Below are 17,571 nucleotides of genomic sequence, written 5' to 3'. Positions count from 1 at the left end.
CGATCCTCTACTCGCTTTGCAGCATCTCTTCCAGCTGTTCCTGCGCATCCAGCCATGCCATTTCGCACTCTTCCAGACCGGATTTGGATTTGGCCTGAACCTGCAGGCACTCGGTCAGTTCGGCTTTGCGTGCCTGATCGTACAGCCCGCTGTCCCCGAGCTTCTCTTCCACCGTCGCAAGCGCGGCGTGGAGTTTCTCCATCTCTTTTTCCAGACGGGTAATCTCTTTACGCAGAGGCTGGGTTTGGGTGCGCAGTTCCGCTTCACGGCGTTTCTGATCTTTACGCGCCTGGGCGCTGTTGGCGTTATCTTTTGCATCGTCGGCAGGCTGATTTTCTTGCTTCTGCACGTCGGTCAGCCACTGCTGGTAATCTTCCAGATCGCCGTCGAAGGGTTCGACTTTGCCATCGTGGACCAGATACAGATCGTCAGTTGTGGAGCGGATCAGGTGTCTGTCGTGCGAGACCACAACCAGCGCGCCTTCGAACTCGATCAGCGCTTCGGTCAACGCCTGACGCATGTCGAGATCCAGGTGGTTGGTCGGTTCATCGAGTAGCAGCAGGTTCGGACGCTGCCAGACGATCAGCGCCAGCACCAGACGGGCTTTTTCGCCGCCGGAGAAGCGCGCGGTCTGTTCCGTCACTTTATCGCCCTGGAAGCCAAAACCGCCGAGGTAGTCGCGCAGCTTCTGCTCCATCTCCTGCGGCGCCAGGCGCGCCAGGTGCTGAAGCGGGGACTCATCCGCGCGTAAAAACTCCAGCTGGTGCTGGGCGAAGTAACCAAGCTTGATGCCCTTCGCCAGGCCGATATCGCCGCTGACCGGGTTAAGCTCGCCCGCCAGCAGTTTGATAAGCGTTGACTTACCGGCGCCGTTACGGCCGAGCAGGCCGATACGCGAACCCGGTACCAGGTTGAGCTTGATGGAGTCGAGAATGATGCGCTCGCCGTAGCCCGCACTGACCTTTTCCATTTTCAGCAGCGGATTCGGCAGGCTTTCAGGCTCGCGGAAACTGAAGTGGAACGGGTTATCGACGTGCGCCGGGGCGATCATCTCCATACGTTCCAGCATCTTAATGCGGCTTTGGGCCTGTTTCGCTTTCGACGCTTTAGCCTTAAAGCGATCGACGAAGCTCTGCAGGTGGGCCACGCGCTGCTGCTGGCTTTCGTACATCGCCTGCTGCTGGGAGAGACGCACCGCGCGCTGGCGTTCGAACGAGCTGTAGTTGCCGGTATATTCGAACATCGATTCCTGTTCGATATGAATGATTTTGTCTACCACCGGATCGAGGAAGTCACGGTCGTGAGAGATCAGAATCAGCGTACCCTGATAGCTTTTCAGCCACTTCTCCAGCCAGATCACCGCATCGAGATCGAGGTGGTTGGTCGGTTCATCGAGCAGCAGGAGGTCGGAGCGGCAGATCAGCGCCTGGGCAAGGTTAAGACGCATCCGCCAGCCGCCGGAGAAATCGCTGACCGGGCGTTCAAGCTGTTCGTTGCTGAAGCCCAGACCGTGCAGCAGCGTGGAGGCGCGGGAGCGAATGGTCCACGCATCGATAGCGTCCAGCTTGCCGTGGACATTGGCAATGGCGTGCCCGTCGTTGCGCTCGTTGGCAGCATTCAGCTCGGCTTCGAGCTTGCGGTATTCCCGATCACCGTCAATAACATAGTCCATTGCCGGTACGCTCAGGGCCGGGGTCTCCTGATTTACCCAGGCCAGCTGCCAGTTACCAGGGTAAGTGAAGTTACCGCCATCCGCGCTGATCTCGTTTTTCAGCAACGACAGTAACGTGGATTTACCGCAGCCGTTTTTACCCACGAGGCCCACTTTCTGGCCCGGATTAATGGTGGCTGTCGCGTTGTCCAGCAGGACGCGGACACCGCGCCGAATTTGTAATGAGGAGAAAACAATCATAGAGCGCCGTATGTTCAGACTATGTTAGGTTGTCATTATAATAAGGTTAAATATGCCGCCACGCGCCGCGTGGGTGTGCCATGGTAGCCCAAAACAACAGTGATGACGACCCGGGAGAGGAATGATGTCCCAGACAGCAAAAGTGCTGCTGCTGTATGCCCATCCGGAGTCTCAGGACTCGGTCGCCAACCGGGTTTTGCTTCAACCGGCATTACAGCTCAGTCATGTGACGGTGCACGACTTGTACGCGCACTACCCCGATTTTTTTATCGATATTCCGCGCGAACAGGAACTGTTGCGCCAGCACGACATTATCGTGTTCCAGCATCCCCTTTACACCTATAGCTGCCCGGCGTTGCTGAAAGAGTGGCTGGACCGCGTGCTCAGCCGCGGTTTCGCCAGTGGAGTAGGGGGAAATCAGCTGGCGGGAAAGTACTGGCGTAACGTCGTGACCACCGGCGAGCCGGAGAGCGCCTACCGCCACGACGGTCTTAACCGCTATTCGATGAACGACATTTTACGCCCGTTTGAACTGACAGCGGCCATGTGCCGCATGCACTGGATGAGTCCGATGATTATCTACTGGGCGCGTCGGCAGCAGCAGCAGGAGCTGGCCAGCCATGCCAAAGCCTACGGCGATTGGCTGGCATCGCCGACCCTGACGGGAGGTGGCTGATGGAAGGTTCCGATCTGTTACTGGCAGGGGTGCTGTTTCTGTTCGCTGCGGTGGTGGCGGTGCCGGTCGCCGCGCGTCTGGGGATTGGTGCGGTACTCGGTTATCTGCTGGCCGGCATTGCCATCGGTCCGTGGGGGCTGGGATTTATCAGCGATGTCGACGAAATTCTCCACTTCTCTGAACTCGGCGTCGTCTTCCTGATGTTTATTATTGGCCTTGAATTGAACCCGGCGAAGCTCTGGCAGCTGCGCCGTTCAATCTTCGGCGTGGGTGCCGCGCAGGTACTGTTTAGCGCGGTGATCCTCGGCGGACTGTTGATGCTGACCGATTTCTCGTGGCAGGCGGCGGTAATCGGTGGGATAGGACTGGCGATGTCCTCCACCGCAATGGCGCTCCAGCTGATGCGCGATAAAGGCATGAACCGTAGCGAGGCGGGACAGCTGGGCTTTTCGGTATTGCTGTTCCAGGATCTGGCGGTGATCCCGGCGCTGGCACTGGTCCCGCTGCTGGCGGGGTCGGGCGACGAGCATTTCGACTGGATGAAAATCGGCATCAAGGTGCTGGCGTTTGCGGGCATGCTGGTGGGCGGGCGTTATCTGCTGCGTCCGGTATTTCGCTTTATTGCGGCCTCGGGCGTGCGCGAAGTGTTTACCGCCGCCACGCTACTGCTGGTCCTTGGCTCGGCGCTGTTTATGGATGCGCTCGGGCTGTCGATGGCGCTCGGAACCTTTATTGCGGGGGTGCTGCTGGCGGAAAGTGAATACCGGCACGAGCTGGAGATCGCTATTGATCCGTTTAAAGGGCTGCTGTTAGGGCTATTCTTTATTTCGGTCGGTATGGCGCTGAACCTTGGGGTACTTTATACCCACATCCTGTGGGTATTGATGAGCGTGGCGGTGCTGGTCGCGGTGAAAATGCTGGTGCTTTACGGTCTGGCGCGGGTGTATGGCCTGCGTCATGCGGAACGGGCGCAATTTGCCGGGGTATTAAGTCAGGGGGGTGAGTTCGCTTTTGTGCTCTTCTCCACAGCATCCTCCCAACGTTTGTTCCAGCATGATCAGATGGCGCTGCTGCTGGTGACCGTCACGCTGTCGATGATGACTACGCCGCTGGTGATGAAGCTTATTGACAAGCGGCTTGCTCGCCGTTTTAACGCCGCTGAAGATGAACATGAAGCGCCGTGGGTAGAAGACGATAAACCGCAGGTAATTGTGGTGGGCTTTGGCCGTTTTGGGCAGGTAATTGGCCGTCTGCTGATGGCCAATAAAAAGCGTGTTACCGTGCTGGAGCGCGATATCAGCGCGGTAAATCTGATGCGTAAGTACGGCTATAAGGTTTATTACGGCGATGCCACGCAGGTGGAACTGCTGCGATCCGCGGGTGCTGAGGCGGCGGAGTCTATCGTCATCACCTGTAACGAGCCGGAGGACACCATGAAGCTGGTGGAGATCTGCCAGCAGCATTTTCCGCACCTGCATATTCTGGCCCGTGCGCGGGGGCGTGTTGAGGCGCATGAGCTGCTGCAGGCCGGTGTTAAGCAGTTTACGCGTGAGACCTTCTCCAGTGCGCTGGAGCTGGGACGCAAAACGCTGGTGACGCTGGGCATGCATCCGCATCAGGCCCAGCGCGCGCAGCTGCACTTCCGTCGTCTGGATATGCGCATGCTGCGCGAGCTGATGCCGGTGCATACCGATACGGTGCAAATATCCCGTGTGCGGGAGGCGCGCCGTGAGCTTGAAGAGATCTTTCAGCGTGAGATGCAGCAGGAACGTCGGCAGCTGGATGGCTGGGATGAATTTGAATAACGGGGTTAAATGATGGCAATTCGTAAACGCTTTATCGCCGGCGCAAAATGCCCGGCCTGTCAGGTGCAAGATTCACTGGCCATGTGGCGGGAAAACAATATCGATATTGTTGAGTGTGTTAAGTGCGGTCATCAGATGCGGGAAGCGGATAAAGCGGCGCGCGAGCATGTCCGCAAAGAAGAGCAAGTGATCGGCATTTTTCATCCAGACTAGCGATATGCCCTGAGTTTTTTTAAGCTAAAGGGTACACGGGTGCAGATTTCCGTTACAATCTGCGCCAGCAATTTTCCCACGCTCAGGAGATATCATGAAAGTAACAAAAGACCTGGTGGTCAGCCTGGCCTATCAGGTACGTACAGAAGACGGTGTGTTGGTTGATGAGTCTCCGGTGAGTGCGCCGCTGGACTATCTGCACGGTCACGGTTCCCTGATTTCCGGCCTGGAAAACGCGCTGGACGGTCATGAAGTTGGCGACAAATTTGACGTAGAAGTTGCGTCTAATGACGCTTACGGTCAGTACGACGAAAATCTGGTTCAACGTGTTCCTAAAGACGTCTTTATGGGCGTTGACGAACTGCAGGTTGGCATGCGTTTCCTGGCTGAAACTGACCAGGGTCCGGTTCCAGTTGAAATCACTGAAGTTGAAGATGACCACGTTGTGGTTGATGGCAACCACATGCTGGCTGGCCAGAACCTCAAGTTCAACGTAGAAGTGATTGCCATCCGCGAAGCCACTGAAGAAGAGCTGGCTCACGGTCACGTTCACGGTGCGAACGGTCACGACCACGATCACGACCACGATGGCTGCTGCGGTGGTCACGGCCATAGCCACGATCATGACCATGGACATGAGCACGGCAAAGGCGGTTGTGGCGGTAATGGCGGCTGCGGCTGTCACTAATACCGACCGGTATAAAAAAAGCGGGAATATCCCGCTTTTTTTACGTCTTAATAATGGGGCGGCGGCGTCTCTTCTGACTGCGACGCAATGTGCGATGGCTGTGTCGCTTTCACTTTTTCCGTCAACAGACGCATTAAATCCCTCAGCTTCGCCATCTCCAGCTCGTGAGCGGTGACGGTTTGGTTCAGCTCATCGATGGTGATCTCCTGAAAAGCCAGGCGGCTTTCAAGCTCAGCCAGTCGTGCTTCCAATACTGTAGTATCTTGCATGATTCACCTCGTTTATCTGTTGCCCCACTTCTGGGGTTCGCGGCGGCGAATATTACCCGAGATTACTCTCACGTGCAGTAATCATCCTGTTGCTGCGAAACTAATTAAAACAAAAATAGTCTGAAATGTGTTGAGAATCGGGAGAGTCTGTCTGTAGATTTGTTCCACAACGTTTTATAGTACGCAACTCATTTACGCTTAACACGGGGTGAGAGTCCCCGGTCCTGGAGATATGGATGAAATCACTGTTTAAAGTAACGCTGCTGGCGACCACGATGGCCGTCGCACTGAATGCGCCGCTGACTTTCGCTGCTGATACTGCTGCGAAGCCTGCTGCAAGCGCAGACAGCAAAGCAGCGTTCAAAAATGACGACCAGAAATCAGCCTACGCACTGGGCGCATCTCTGGGCCGTTACATGGAAAACTCTCTGAAAGAGCAGGAAAAACTGGGCATCAAACTGGATCAGACTCAGCTGATCGCCGGTGTTCAGGATGCGTTTGCCGATAAGAGCAAACTCTCCGACCAGGAAATCGAACAAACTCTGCAAGCTTTTGAAGCCCGCGTGAAAGGCGCCGCTCAGGAGAAAATGGAGAAAGACGCAGCAGAAAGCGAAACGAAGGGTAAAACCTACCGTGACACGTTCGCGAAAGAGAAAGGCGTTAAAACCTCTTCTACTGGCCTGCTCTACAAAGTAGAGAAAGAAGGCACGGGTGATGCGCCAAAAGACAGCGATACCGTTGTCGTTAACTACAAAGGCACCCTGACCGACGGTAAAGAGTTCGATAACTCTTATACCCGTGGCGAACCGCTCTCCTTCCGTCTGGACGGTGTTATCCCTGGCTGGACCGAAGGCCTGAAAAACATCAAGAAAGGCGGCAAAATCAAGCTGGTTATTCCACCGGCCCTGGCATACGGTAAAACAGGCGTTCCGGGCATCCCGGCTAACTCCACGCTGGTGTTTGATGTAGAGCTGCTGGACATTAAGCCAGCGCCGAAAGCAGACGCTAAGCCGGACGCTGCTCCGGCAGCAGAAGCAGCCAAGAAGTAAATCGCTAAAAACCGCCGCCTTTAAGGCGGCGGTTTTTTTATTGTGGTGCAGATATAATTAACACTGGAAGCGCTACCTACGCTGTATTAATTTAGTTGCCCGTGTAAATAATGAGCCTGCCCTGAAAGCATACCGACAGGCTCCTGAAAAGGAGTGTTTTTTTCATGACCAGGTCGCTTTTAACCAATGAAACCAGTGAACTTGATTTGCTGGATCAACGTCCTTTCGATCAGACCGATTTCGATATTCTGAAATCCTACGAAGCGGTGGTGGACGGGTTAGCGATGCTCATCGGGTCCCACTGTGAAATCGTTCTGCACTCCCTGCAAGATCTGAAATGTTCTGCCATCCGCATTGCCAATGGTGAGCATACCGGCCGTAAAATTGGTTCGCCAATCACCGACCTTGCACTGCGTATGCTCCACGACATGACCGGCGCCGACAGCAGCGTCTCCAAATGTTATTTCACTCGCGCGAAAAGCGGCGTCCTCATGAAATCTGAGACGATTGCGATCCGTAACCGCGATCATCGCGTGATTGGTTTGCTGTGCATCAACATAAACCTTGATGTGCCGTTCTCGCAGATTATGAACACCTTTATTCCGCCAGAAACCCCGGACGTGGGCTCTTCGGTCAACTTCGCCTCCTCTGTTGAAGACCTGGTCACCCAGACGCTGGAATTCACCATTGAAGAGGTTAATGCCGATCGCAATGTGTCAAACAACGCTAAGAATCGTCAGATCGTGCTTAACCTTTACGAGAAAGGCATTTTCGACATCAAGGATGCGATTAACCAGGTCGCTGACCGTCTGAATATCTCCAAACATACGGTCTATCTTTATATCCGCCAGTTCAAAAGCGGTGATTTCCTGGGGCAAGAAAAGTAATGCGTTTTGCGTTGATGGTTACCGGCCCGGCTTACGGTACGCAGCAGGCCAGTAGTGCGCTGCAGTTTGCGCGTGCGCTGCTGGCCGCGGGCCATGAGCTGGTCAGCGTCTTTTTTTATCGGGAAGGGGTGTATAACGCCAACCAACTGACGTCTCCGGCCTCGGATGAGTTCGACCTGGTACGGGCATGGCAAGCGTTGCACCAGGAACACGACGTGGCGCTGCACATCTGCGTGGCGGCGGCGCTGCGACGCGGCGTGAACGATGAGAGCGAAGCGAAACGTCTGGGTTTACCTGCAGCCAACCTCAATGATGGATTTTCACTTAGCGGACTGGGCGCGCTGGCGCAAGCGGCATTGACCTGCGATCGGATGGTGCAATTCTGATGAACCGCGTTGCTTTTGTCTTTACCTCTGCCCCACACGGCACATCCGCCGGAAGGGAAGGGCTGGATGCGCTGCTGGCGACCTCTGCACTGACGGAGGAGATCGGCGTCTTCTTTACCGGGGACGGTGTATTTCAGCTGCTGGCCGGTCAACAGCCAAAGGCGGTGCTGGCGCGAGACTACATCGCGACCTTTAAAGTCCTGCCGCTGTATGACATCGAGACGTTTTACGTCTGTGCGGCCTCACTGCAGGCGCGGGGTTTGAATGAGAACACGGCCTTTGTTCTGGACGCTACGGTGGTTGCCCCCGACGTGCTACGTGAACATCTCTCCCATTTCGACACCATTCTGACATTCTGAGGCGGCCATGCTCCACACTCTGAGCCATTCACCCTGGCATTGTGACATCGACAGTATGATGAGAATGCTGCACGAGGGCGACGCGTTACTGCTCATTCAGGATGGCGTCCTCGCTGCGGTAGAAGGTAGCCGCTTTGTTGATATTCTCAGTAATGCCCCCATAACAGTCTCTGCGCTAAAAGACGATATTGATGCCCGCGGCCTTGCTGGTCAAATTTCAGCCAAAGTTGACGTGGTTAGCTATACTGACTTCGTCAATCTTGCGGTGCAACACACCGGTCAAATGAACTGGTGATCGCAGATCGCTGTATATTTCTTGACACCTTTTCAGCGTAGCCCTAAAATTTCGCGTCCTCATATTGTATGAGGTCGTTTTTATCACGTGTTTACGAAGCAAAAGCTAAAACCAGGAGCTATTTAATGGCAACAGTTAACCAGCTGGTACGCAAACCACGCGCTCGCAAAGTTGCAAAAAGCAACGTGCCTGCGCTGGAAGCCTGCCCGCAGAAACGTGGCGTATGTACTCGTGTATATACCACCACTCCTAAGAAACCAAACTCCGCACTGCGTAAAGTATGCCGTGTGCGTTTGACCAACGGTTTTGAAGTGACTTCCTACATCGGTGGTGAAGGTCACAACCTGCAGGAACACTCCGTGATCCTGATCCGTGGCGGTCGTGTAAAAGACCTTCCGGGTGTTCGTTACCACACCGTTCGTGGTGCGCTTGACTGCTCCGGCGTTAAAGACCGTAAGCAATCTCGCTCCAAATATGGTGTGAAACGTCCTAAGGCTTAATGGTTCTCCGTTAAGTAAGGCCAAACTGATTTATCTTAATGTCATACTAAACTCTTTGAGTTTTGGACAATCCTGAATTAACAACGGAGTATTCCCATGCCACGTCGTCGCGTCATTGGTCAGCGTAAAATTCTTCCAGATCCGAAATTCGGATCAGAACTGCTGGCAAAATTTGTAAACATCCTGATGGTAGATGGTAAAAAATCTACTGCAGAAGCAATCGTATACAGTGCGCTTGAGACCCTGGCTCAGCGTTCTGGCAAAACCTCACTGGAAGCTTTCGAAGTCGCTCTCGACAACGTGCGCCCGACTGTAGAAGTTAAGTCCCGCCGCGTTGGTGGTTCTACTTATCAGGTACCAGTTGAAGTTCGTCCGGTTCGTCGTAATGCTCTGGCAATGCGTTGGATCGTTGAAGCTGCTCGTAAACGTGGTGATAAATCCATGGCTCTGCGTCTGGCGAACGAACTTTCTGATGCTGCAGACAACAAAGGTACTGCAGTTAAGAAACGTGAAGACGTTCACCGCATGGCAGAAGCCAACAAGGCGTTCGCACACTACCGTTGGTAATCCCTTCGGAGTTGTAGTCAACAGATGGGCGCTTCTACGAAGTTGCCCGTCTGGGTTACTTAATCTGAACGCCTAAGAATCAAACGAGGAATAAAATGGCTCGTACAACACCCATCGCACGCTACCGTAACATCGGTATCAGTGCGCACATCGACGCCGGTAAAACCACTACCACCGAACGTATTCTGTTCTACACCGGTGTAAACCACAAAATCGGTGAAGTGCACGACGGCGCTGCCACCATGGACTGGATGGAGCAGGAGCAGGAGCGTGGTATTACTATCACCTCCGCAGCAACTACTGCATTCTGGTCTGGTATGGCTAAGCAGTATGAACCGCATCGCGTAAACATCATCGACACCCCGGGCCACGTTGACTTCACTATCGAAGTAGAACGTTCCATGCGTGTTCTTGATGGTGCGGTAATGGTTTACTGCGCAGTTGGTGGTGTTCAGCCACAGTCTGAAACCGTATGGCGTCAGGCTAACAAATACAAAGTTCCACGCATTGCGTTCGTTAACAAAATGGACCGCATGGGTGCTAACTTCCTGAAAGTTGTTGGTCAGATCAAATCCCGTCTGGGCGCAACTGCTGTTCCGCTGCAGTTGGCAATTGGTGCTGAAGAAGGTTTCACCGGTGTTGTTGACCTGGTGAAAATGAAAGCTATCAACTGGAACGATGCCGATCAGGGCGTGACCTTCGAATACGAAGACATCCCTGCTGACATGGTTGAGCTGGCAAACGAATGGCGCCAGAACCTGGTTGAATCTGCAGCTGAAGCTTCTGACGAGCTGATGGATAAATATTTGGGCGGCGATGAGCTGACCGAAGAAGAAATCAAAACTGCTCTGCGTGCACGCGTGCTGGCTAACGAGATCATTCTCGTAACTTGCGGTTCTGCATTCAAGAACAAAGGCGTACAGGCAATGCTGGATGCGGTAATTGATTACCTGCCAGCACCAACTGACGTTCCTGCGATCAACGGTATGCTGGACGACGGTAAAGATACTCCAGCTGAGCGTCACGCTACCGATGATGAGCCGTTTGCTGCACTGGCGTTCAAAATCGCTACCGACCCATTCGTGGGTAACCTGACGTTCTTCCGCGTTTACTCAGGCGTGGTTAACTCTGGTGATACCGTTTATAACCCAGTTAAAGCGGCTCGTGAGCGTTTTGGCCGTATCGTTCAGATGCACGCTAACAAACGTGAAGAGATCAAAGAAGTTCGCGCGGGCGACATTGCTGCGGCAATCGGCCTGAAAGACGTGACCACAGGTGATACCATCTGTGATCCGGACCACGTGATCATTCTGGAGCGTATGGAATTCCCTGAACCGGTAATCTCCATCGCTGTTGAACCAAAAACCAAAGCTGACCAGGAAAAAATGGGTCTGGCTCTGGGTCGTTTGGCGAAAGAGGATCCATCATTCCGCGTATGGACTGATGAAGAATCTAACCAGACCATCATCGCTGGTATGGGTGAACTTCACCTCGATATCATCGTTGACCGTATGCGTCGCGAATTCAACGTTGAAGCTAACGTGGGTAAACCACAGGTTGCTTACCGCGAAGCGATTCGTCAGAAAGTTACCGATGTTGAAGGTAAACACGCTAAGCAGTCTGGTGGTCGTGGTCAGTACGGTCATGTCATCATCGACATGTACCCACTGGAGCCGGGCTCAAATCCGAAAGGTTACGAGTTCATCAACGACATCAAAGGTGGTGTAATTCCTGGCGAATACATCCCTGCCGTTGATAAAGGCATCCAGGAGCAGCTGAAGTCTGGTCCGCTGGCTGGTTACCCGGTAGTTGACATGGGTGTTCGTCTGCACTTCGGTTCTTACCATGACGTTGACTCCTCTGAACTGGCGTTTAAACTGGCTGCTTCTCTTGCCTTTAAAGAAGGCTTTAAGAAAGCGAAACCAGTTCTGCTTGAGCCGATCATGAAGGTTGAAGTAGAAACTCCGGAAGAGAACACCGGTGACGTTATCGGTGACCTTAGCCGTCGTCGTGGTCAGCTGAAAGGTCAGGAATCTAACGCTACTGGCGTTCAGATTCATGCTGAAGTTCCGTTGTCTGAAATGTTCGGTTACGCAACTCAGCTGCGTTCACTGACCAAAGGTCGTGCTTCTTACTCCATGGAATTCCTGAAGTATGATGATGCGCCGAACAACGTTGCTCAGGCCGTAATTGAAGCCCGTGGTAAATAAGCCGCAGGGTTAAAATCTAAGTCCCGTGCCCCCTCGGTGAGGGGGCACTATAGTAAGGAATATAGCCGTGTCTAAAGAAAAATTTGAACGTACAAAACCGCACGTCAACGTTGGTACTATCGGCCACGTTGACCACGGTAAAACTACTCTGACCGCTGCAATCACTACCGTTCTGGCTAAAACCTACGGTGGTTCTGCTCGTGCATTCGACCAGATCGATAACGCACCAGAAGAAAAAGCGCGTGGTATCACCATCAACACTTCCCACGTTGAGTATGACACCCCGACTCGCCACTACGCACACGTAGACTGCCCAGGCCACGCCGACTATGTTAAAAACATGATCACCGGTGCTGCGCAGATGGACGGCGCGATCCTGGTTGTTGCTGCGACTGACGGCCCTATGCCTCAGACCCGTGAGCACATCCTGCTGGGTCGTCAGGTAGGCGTTCCTTTCATCATCGTGTTCCTGAACAAATGCGACATGGTTGATGACGAAGAGCTGCTGGAACTGGTAGAAATGGAAGTACGTGAGCTGCTGTCTCAGTACGATTTCCCAGGCGACGACACCCCTATCGTTCGTGGTTCTGCACTGAAAGCGCTGGAAGGCGAAGCACAGTGGGAAGAGAAAATCATCGAACTGGCTGGCTACCTGGATTCTTACATCCCGGAACCAGAGCGTGCGATTGACAAGCCGTTCCTGCTGCCTATCGAAGACGTATTCTCTATCTCCGGCCGTGGTACTGTTGTTACCGGTCGTGTAGAGCGCGGTATCGTTAAAGTTGGCGAAGAAGTTGAAATCGTTGGTATCAAAGAGACTGCTAAGTCTACCTGTACCGGCGTTGAAATGTTCCGCAAACTGCTGGACGAAGGTCGTGCAGGCGAGAACTGTGGTGTTCTGCTGCGTGGTATCAAGCGTGAAGAAATCCAGCGTGGCCAGGTTCTGGCTAAGCCGGGCTCTATCAAGCCACACACCAAGTTCGAATCCGAAGTGTACATCCTGTCCAAAGATGAAGGCGGCCGTCATACTCCGTTCTTCAAAGGCTACCGTCCACAGTTCTACTTCCGTACAACTGACGTGACCGGTACCATCGAACTGCCAGAAGGCGTTGAGATGGTAATGCCAGGCGACAACATCAAAATGGTTGTTACCCTGATCCACCCAATCGCGATGGATGACGGTCTGCGTTTCGCAATCCGTGAAGGCGGCCGTACTGTTGGTGCGGGCGTTGTTGCTAAAGTTCTGAGCTAATTAATCTGCTCCGAATTTAAAAGGGCGCTTCGGCGCCCTTTTTGCTTTCTGGCTTTTACTCCTGTCACAATTTTTCGCATTTTTTGTGTATTCCCGCCCCGTATCTGCGCGCCTGTGCTATTGTAATCATAATTATTCTCACTTACACTTTGCGCATATTTTGAACGGGAGTGGTTATGTACGTCTGTTTATGCAATGGTGTGAGTGACAAAAAAATACGTCAGGCCGTTCGCCAGTTTCAACCTCAATCTTTCCAACAACTGCGTAAGTTTGTTCCGGTGGGAAATCAATGTGGTAAATGCGTTCGCGCTGCCCGTGAAATCATGCAGGATGAATTGATGCAGATCCCGGAATTCAAAGAGATTGCCTGAGGCTCACTCTTTTTTTTGACATCCCTGTAGCCCCATCTACGCTTCAATGAGTGGAAGCGGAGGGACTATAATGAAAGGTGATATTAAAATCATAAGTTATCTCAATAAATTATTGGGAAATGAGCTTGTCGCAATCAATCAATACTTTCTCCATGCGAGAATGTTCAAAAATTGGGGTCTGACTCGACTCAATGACGTTGAGTACCATGAATCCATTGATGAGATGAAGCATGCCGATAAATACATCGAGCGTATTTTATTTCTTGAAGGGCTCCCCAACCTGCAGGATCTCGGCAAGCTGGGAATCGGAGAAGATGTCGAAGAGATGCTGCGATCCGATCTGGCGCTGGAACTCGATGGTGCTAAGGATCTGCGCGAGGCCATCGCATATGCGGACAGCGTTCATGATTACGTCAGCCGCGATATGATGATTCAGATTCTGGCGGATGAAGAAGGACATATCGACTGGCTGGAAACAGAGCTGGATCTGATCGGTAAAATCGGTTTGCAGAATTACCTTCAGTCGCAGATTAAAGTGGAAAGCTGATCAGACTTTGCCAACCTGTAATCAAACCCGCTGCCGCCATAAATGGTCCAAAGGGCAGTGGGTTTTTTAATGTCTGCTCTCCGGGTTTACAAAGCAGTCGTATCAATAGATAGATAGCCGCCAGCAGTGCTGCCGTTAACGCCAGCGCAGGCAGTACACACCAACCATGCCACGCACCTAATGTGCCAAGATATTTTACATCACCGTACCCCATCCCTTCCTGTTTACGCACCAGTTTGTAACCCCAGTAAATAACGGCAAAGCCGACATATCCTGCCATTGCACCCACGACGGCGCTCGCCAGAAAGTCGGGATGAATACACAGGTGAAAAAGCAGACCGCACCATAGCAGTGGGCATAGATATTTATTTGGGAGAAGACCTGAATGAATGTCCTCACGGACCAGCAGGTATGACAAACCCAGATAGACGAGTAGAAAGGGGAGGGCGGGGAGCATAGTTGTAAGCCTCGATAAAATTTGTGAGGGCATACTCTTCTCAAACCTGCTCGGCGGACAAATAGCAAAACAGAATCCTGCGCGGAGTCTTCCAGACTATCGCTTTGCCGCTGTAAAAGGACAAAATGTTTACGAGGCTTCACGCAAAAATGACTCATTCCGTCTAATTTCTAAACGGGGCTTGCGTCCTGGTCAGATTTACGTATAATGCGCGGGCTTGTCGTAATTGACGGCTGGTTCGATATGAACCCTGGCAACAATCATTTTCAGTTGCCAAACAATGTCCCCAATTGGGGGACTACGTAAGAACGGTTACACTCTCCCATCAATCGTAATGGGTACGAGTAGTGATCATTTTCGTTTATAAAATAATTGGAGCTCTGGTCTCATGCAGAACCAAAGAATCCGTATCCGCTTGAAAGCGTTTGATCATCGTCTGATCGATCAATCAACCGCCGAAATCGTCGAGACTGCTAAGCGCACTGGTGCGCAAGTACGTGGTCCGATCCCGCTGCCGACCCGCAAAGAGCGCTTTACCGTTCTGATCTCTCCGCACGTCAACAAAGACGCGCGTGATCAGTACGAAATCCGCACTCACAAGCGTCTGGTTGACATCGTTGAGCCAACCGAGAAAACCGTTGATGCTCTGATGCGTCTGGATCTGGCTGCCGGTGTAGACGTGCAGATCAGCCTGGGTTAATCAGGTCATCGAGCGATTGAGAGGTTGATACAATGATTGGTTTAGTCGGTAAAAAAGTGGGTATGACCCGCATCTTCACTGAAGATGGCGTATCTATCCCAGTAACCGTAATCGAAGTTGAAGCAAACCGCGTTACTCAGGTTAAAGATCTGGCTAACGATGGCTACCGTGCCGTTCAGGTTACCACTGGTGCTAAAAAAGCTAACCGTGTAACTAAACCGGAAGCGGGTCACTTCGCTAAAGCTGGCGTTGAAGCTGGCCGTGGTCTGTGGGAATTCCGTCTTGCTGAAGGCGAAGAGTTCACCGTAGGTCAGGACATTAGCGTTGAGCTGTTTGCTGAAGTTAAAAAAGTTGACGTAACCGGTACCTCTAAAGGTAAAGGTTTTGCTGGTACCGTTAAGCGCTGGAACTTCCGTACTCAGGATGCCACGCACGGTAACTCCTTGTCTCACCGCGTTCCGGGTTCTATCGGTCAGAACCAGACTCCGGGCAAAGTGTTCAAAGGCAAGAAAATGGCAGGTCAGCTGGGTAACGAACGTGTGACCGTTCAGAGCCTGGACGTAGTACGTGTTGACGCTGAGCGCAACCTGCTGCTGGTTAAAGGTGCTGTTCCGGGTGCAACCGGTAGCAACCTTATCGTTAAACCAGCTGTGAAGGCGTAAGGGGATAGCAATGGAATTAGTATTGAAAGACGCGCAGAGCGCGCTGACTGTTTCCGAAACTACCTTCGGTCGTGATTTCAACGAAGCGCTGGTTCACCAGGTTGTAGTTGCTTATGCAGCTGGTGCTCGTCAGGGTACTCGTGCTCAGAAGACTCGTGCTGAAGTAACTGGTTCCGGCAAAAAGCCGTGGCGCCAGAAAGGTACCGGCCGTGCGCGTTCAGGTTCTGTAAAGAGCCCGATCTGGCGTTCAGGTGGCGTGACCTTTGCTGCTCGCCCGCAGGACCACAGTCAAAAAGTTAACAAAAAGATGTACCGCGGCGCGCTGAAAAGCATTCTGTCCGAACTGGTACGTCAGGATCGTCTGATCGTTGTCGAATCTTTCTCTGTAGAAGCGCCTAAAACTAAGCTGCTGGCACAGAAACTGAAAGACATGGCTCTGGAAGATGTGCTGATCATCACCGGTGAGCTGGACGAAAACCTGTTCCTGGCTGCGCGCAACCTGCACAAGGTTGACGTACGCGATGCAACTGGTATTGACCCGGTTAGCCTGATCGCCTTCGACAAAGTCGTAATGACTGCTGATGCTGTTAAGCAAGTTGAGGAGATGCTGGCATGATTCGTGAAGAACGTCTGCTGAAGGTGCTTCGCGCACCGCACGTTTCTGAAAAAGCGTCTGCTGCGATGGAAAAAACAAACACCATCGTTCTCAAAGTTGCTAAAGACGCGACCAAAGCAGAAATTAAAGCTGCTGTGCAGAAACTGTTTGAAGTCGAAGTCGAAGTCGTTAACACCCTGGTAGTTAAAGGTAAGGTTAAACGTCAAGGACAGCGTATCGGTCGTCGTAGCGACTGGAAAAAAGCTTACGTCACCCTGAAAGAAGGCCAGAATCTGGACTTCGTTGGCGGCGCTGAGTAAGTCGGAGGAGTAATACAATGGCAGTTGTTAAATGTAAACCGACATCTCCGGGTCGTCGCCACGTCGTTAAAGTGGTCAACCCAGAGCTGCACAAGGGCAAACCTTTTGCTCCGCTGGTTGAAAAAAACAGCAAATCCGGTGGTCGTAACAACAATGGCCGTATCACCACTCGTCACATCGGTGGTGGTCACAAGCAGGCTTATCGTATTGTTGACTTTAAACGCAACAAAGACGGTATCCCAGCAGTTGTTGAGCGTCTTGAGTACGATCCGAACCGTTCCGCGAACATCGCGCTGGTTCTGTACAAAGATGGCGAACGCCGTTACATCCTGGCCCCTAAAGGCCTGAAAGCTGGCGACCAGATTCAGTCTGGCGTTGATGCTGCAATCAAAGCAGGCAACACCCTGCCGATGCGCAATATCCCGGTTGGTTCTACCGTTCATAACGTAGAAATGAAACCAGGTAAAGGCGGTCAGCTGGCACGTTCCGCTGGTACTTACGTTCAGATCGTTGCGCGCGATGGTGCTTATGTCACCCTGCGTCTGCGTTCTGGTGAAATGCGTAAAGTCGAAGCAGACTGCCGCGCTACCATGGGCGAAGTTGGCAATGCTGAGCATATGCTGCGCGTTCTGGGTAAAGCAGGTGCTGCACGCTGGCGTGGTGTTCGTCCTACCGTTCGCGGTACTGCGATGAACCCAGTCGATCACCCACATGGTGGTGGTGAAGGTCGTAACTTTGGTAAGCACCCGGTAACTCCGTGGGGCGTTCAGACCAAAGGTAAGAAGACCCGCAGCAACAAGCGTACTGATAAATTTATCGTACGTCGCCGTAGCAAATAATTTTAGAGGATA

General features: G+C 52.6%; 23 protein-coding genes. 20 read left to right on the top strand and 3 right to left on the bottom strand.

Features of this window, described 5'->3' with window-relative positions:
- Positions 1 to 7 precede the first annotated feature (7 nt).
- Positions 8 to 1,912, bottom strand: coding sequence for an ABC transporter ATP-binding protein (locus tag M8014_RS11330; RefSeq protein WP_271282544.1), 1,905 nt, complete (start codon positions 1,910 to 1,912; stop codon positions 8 to 10).
- A 124-nt stretch (positions 1,913 to 2,036) separates the two neighbouring features.
- Between M8014_RS11330 and kefG the strand changes: the two genes are divergently transcribed.
- From kefG to slyD, 4 genes are all read left to right on the top strand, one after another.
- A complete protein-coding gene (gene kefG, locus M8014_RS11325; protein WP_472924512.1) occupies positions 2,037 to 2,588 on the top strand; it encodes a glutathione-regulated potassium-efflux system ancillary protein KefG in 552 nt (183 codons plus the stop codon).
- The gene (gene kefB / locus M8014_RS11320; protein WP_271282542.1) at positions 2,588 to 4,393 is read left to right on the top strand and encodes a glutathione-regulated potassium-efflux system protein KefB; all 1,806 of its coding nucleotides are present in this window, start codon (positions 2,588 to 2,590) and stop codon (positions 4,391 to 4,393) included. The genes kefG and kefB overlap by 1 nt, the downstream gene beginning before the upstream one ends.
- A 12-nt stretch (positions 4,394 to 4,405) precedes the next feature.
- Entirely contained in the window at positions 4,406 to 4,606 is a 201-nt protein-coding gene (locus M8014_RS11315; RefSeq protein ID WP_271282683.1) for a YheV family putative zinc ribbon protein, read from the top strand.
- Between the two features lie 94 nt (positions 4,607 to 4,700).
- Positions 4,701 to 5,294, top strand: a complete 594-nt coding sequence (gene slyD, locus M8014_RS11310; RefSeq protein WP_271282541.1) for a peptidylprolyl isomerase — start codon at positions 4,701 to 4,703, stop codon at positions 5,292 to 5,294.
- Positions 5,295 to 5,341: 47 nt separating this feature from the next.
- Here the strand turns inward: slyD and M8014_RS11305 are convergent, their stop codons facing one another.
- Positions 5,342 to 5,563, bottom strand: a complete 222-nt coding sequence (locus M8014_RS11305; RefSeq protein WP_271282540.1) for a protein SlyX — start codon at positions 5,561 to 5,563, stop codon at positions 5,342 to 5,344.
- Between the two features lie 236 nt (positions 5,564 to 5,799).
- On the opposite strand from M8014_RS11305, the gene fkpA reads away from it, so the two are divergent.
- The 11 genes from fkpA to bfr all read left to right on the top strand — a co-directional run bounded on the left by fkpA (position 5,800) and on the right by bfr (position 13,986).
- On the top strand, positions 5,800 to 6,612 hold the full coding sequence (gene fkpA / locus M8014_RS11300) for an FKBP-type peptidyl-prolyl cis-trans isomerase (RefSeq protein ID WP_271282539.1): 813 nt from the start codon (positions 5,800 to 5,802) through the stop codon (positions 6,610 to 6,612).
- 164 nt (positions 6,613 to 6,776) lie between these two features.
- Entirely contained in the window at positions 6,777 to 7,499 is a 723-nt protein-coding gene (locus M8014_RS11295; RefSeq protein ID WP_271282538.1) for a helix-turn-helix transcriptional regulator, read from the top strand.
- A complete protein-coding gene (gene tusD, locus M8014_RS11290; RefSeq protein WP_271282537.1) occupies positions 7,499 to 7,885 on the top strand; it encodes a sulfurtransferase complex subunit TusD in 387 nt (128 codons plus the stop codon). The genes M8014_RS11295 and tusD overlap by 1 nt, the downstream gene beginning before the upstream one ends.
- Positions 7,885 to 8,244 carry a sulfurtransferase complex subunit TusC gene (gene tusC / locus M8014_RS11285; RefSeq protein WP_271282536.1) on the top strand — a complete coding sequence of 120 codons (360 nt, stop codon included), beginning with the start codon at positions 7,885 to 7,887 and terminating at the stop codon, positions 8,242 to 8,244. The genes tusD and tusC overlap by 1 nt, the downstream gene beginning before the upstream one ends.
- 7 nt (positions 8,245 to 8,251) lie before the next feature.
- Positions 8,252 to 8,539, top strand: a complete 288-nt coding sequence (gene tusB / locus M8014_RS11280; protein ID WP_271282535.1) for a sulfurtransferase complex subunit TusB — start codon at positions 8,252 to 8,254, stop codon at positions 8,537 to 8,539.
- Between the two features lie 125 nt (positions 8,540 to 8,664).
- Complete coding sequence (rpsL, locus tag M8014_RS11275) at positions 8,665 to 9,039, top strand: 30S ribosomal protein S12 (protein WP_003023654.1); 375 nt, start codon at positions 8,665 to 8,667, stop codon at positions 9,037 to 9,039.
- Positions 9,040 to 9,135: 96 nt separating this feature from the next.
- Positions 9,136 to 9,606: a 30S ribosomal protein S7 gene (gene rpsG / locus M8014_RS11270; RefSeq protein ID WP_106995162.1), complete on the top strand. Its 471-nt coding sequence runs from the start codon at positions 9,136 to 9,138 to the stop codon at positions 9,604 to 9,606.
- 95 nt (positions 9,607 to 9,701) lie between these two features.
- Positions 9,702 to 11,816, top strand: a complete 2,115-nt coding sequence (fusA, locus tag M8014_RS11265; RefSeq protein WP_271282534.1) for an elongation factor G — start codon at positions 9,702 to 9,704, stop codon at positions 11,814 to 11,816.
- Between the two features lie 67 nt (positions 11,817 to 11,883).
- Positions 11,884 to 13,068, top strand: coding sequence for an elongation factor Tu (gene tuf / locus M8014_RS11260; protein ID WP_271282533.1), 1,185 nt, complete (start codon positions 11,884 to 11,886; stop codon positions 13,066 to 13,068).
- A 176-nt stretch (positions 13,069 to 13,244) separates the two neighbouring features.
- Entirely contained in the window at positions 13,245 to 13,439 is a 195-nt protein-coding gene (gene bfd, locus M8014_RS11255; protein ID WP_003863268.1) for a bacterioferritin-associated ferredoxin, read from the top strand.
- A gap of 70 nt (positions 13,440 to 13,509) precedes the next feature.
- The gene (bfr, locus tag M8014_RS11250; RefSeq protein ID WP_271266507.1) at positions 13,510 to 13,986 is read left to right on the top strand and encodes a bacterioferritin; all 477 of its coding nucleotides are present in this window, start codon (positions 13,510 to 13,512) and stop codon (positions 13,984 to 13,986) included.
- Here the strand turns inward: bfr and M8014_RS11245 are convergent.
- Positions 13,970 to 14,443, bottom strand: a complete 474-nt coding sequence (locus M8014_RS11245; RefSeq protein ID WP_271282532.1) for a prepilin peptidase — start codon at positions 14,441 to 14,443, stop codon at positions 13,970 to 13,972. The genes bfr and M8014_RS11245 overlap by 17 nt on opposite strands.
- Positions 14,444 to 14,831: 388 nt before the next feature.
- On the opposite strand from M8014_RS11245, the gene rpsJ reads away from it, so the two are divergent.
- From rpsJ to rplB, 5 genes are read left to right on the top strand one after another with little or no spacing between them, the layout of a single operon-like run.
- Positions 14,832 to 15,143, top strand: a complete 312-nt coding sequence (gene rpsJ, locus M8014_RS11240) for a 30S ribosomal protein S10 (RefSeq protein WP_001181005.1) — start codon at positions 14,832 to 14,834, stop codon at positions 15,141 to 15,143.
- Between the two features lie 32 nt (positions 15,144 to 15,175).
- Positions 15,176 to 15,805: a 50S ribosomal protein L3 gene (rplC, locus tag M8014_RS11235; protein WP_095846799.1), complete on the top strand. Its 630-nt coding sequence runs from the start codon at positions 15,176 to 15,178 to the stop codon at positions 15,803 to 15,805.
- Between the two features lie 10 nt (positions 15,806 to 15,815).
- Positions 15,816 to 16,421: a 50S ribosomal protein L4 gene (rplD, locus tag M8014_RS11230; protein ID WP_106996077.1), complete on the top strand. Its 606-nt coding sequence runs from the start codon at positions 15,816 to 15,818 to the stop codon at positions 16,419 to 16,421.
- On the top strand, positions 16,418 to 16,720 hold the full coding sequence (gene rplW, locus M8014_RS11225; protein WP_097164996.1) for a 50S ribosomal protein L23: 303 nt from the start codon (positions 16,418 to 16,420) through the stop codon (positions 16,718 to 16,720). The genes rplD and rplW overlap by 4 nt, the downstream gene beginning before the upstream one ends.
- Before the next feature lie 17 nt (positions 16,721 to 16,737).
- Positions 16,738 to 17,559, top strand: coding sequence for a 50S ribosomal protein L2 (gene rplB / locus M8014_RS11220; protein ID WP_271282531.1), 822 nt, complete (start codon positions 16,738 to 16,740; stop codon positions 17,557 to 17,559).
- Positions 17,560 to 17,571: the final 12 nt, after the last annotated feature.

Origin of the sequence: Silvania hatchlandensis, assembly GCF_025564065.1 — a bacterium.
GTDB lineage: Bacteria > Pseudomonadota > Gammaproteobacteria > Enterobacterales > Enterobacteriaceae > Enterobacter > Enterobacter hatchlandensis.
The sequence above is the reverse complement of the archived record's forward strand: the minus strand, read 5'-3'. Positions and strand labels throughout refer to the sequence as shown.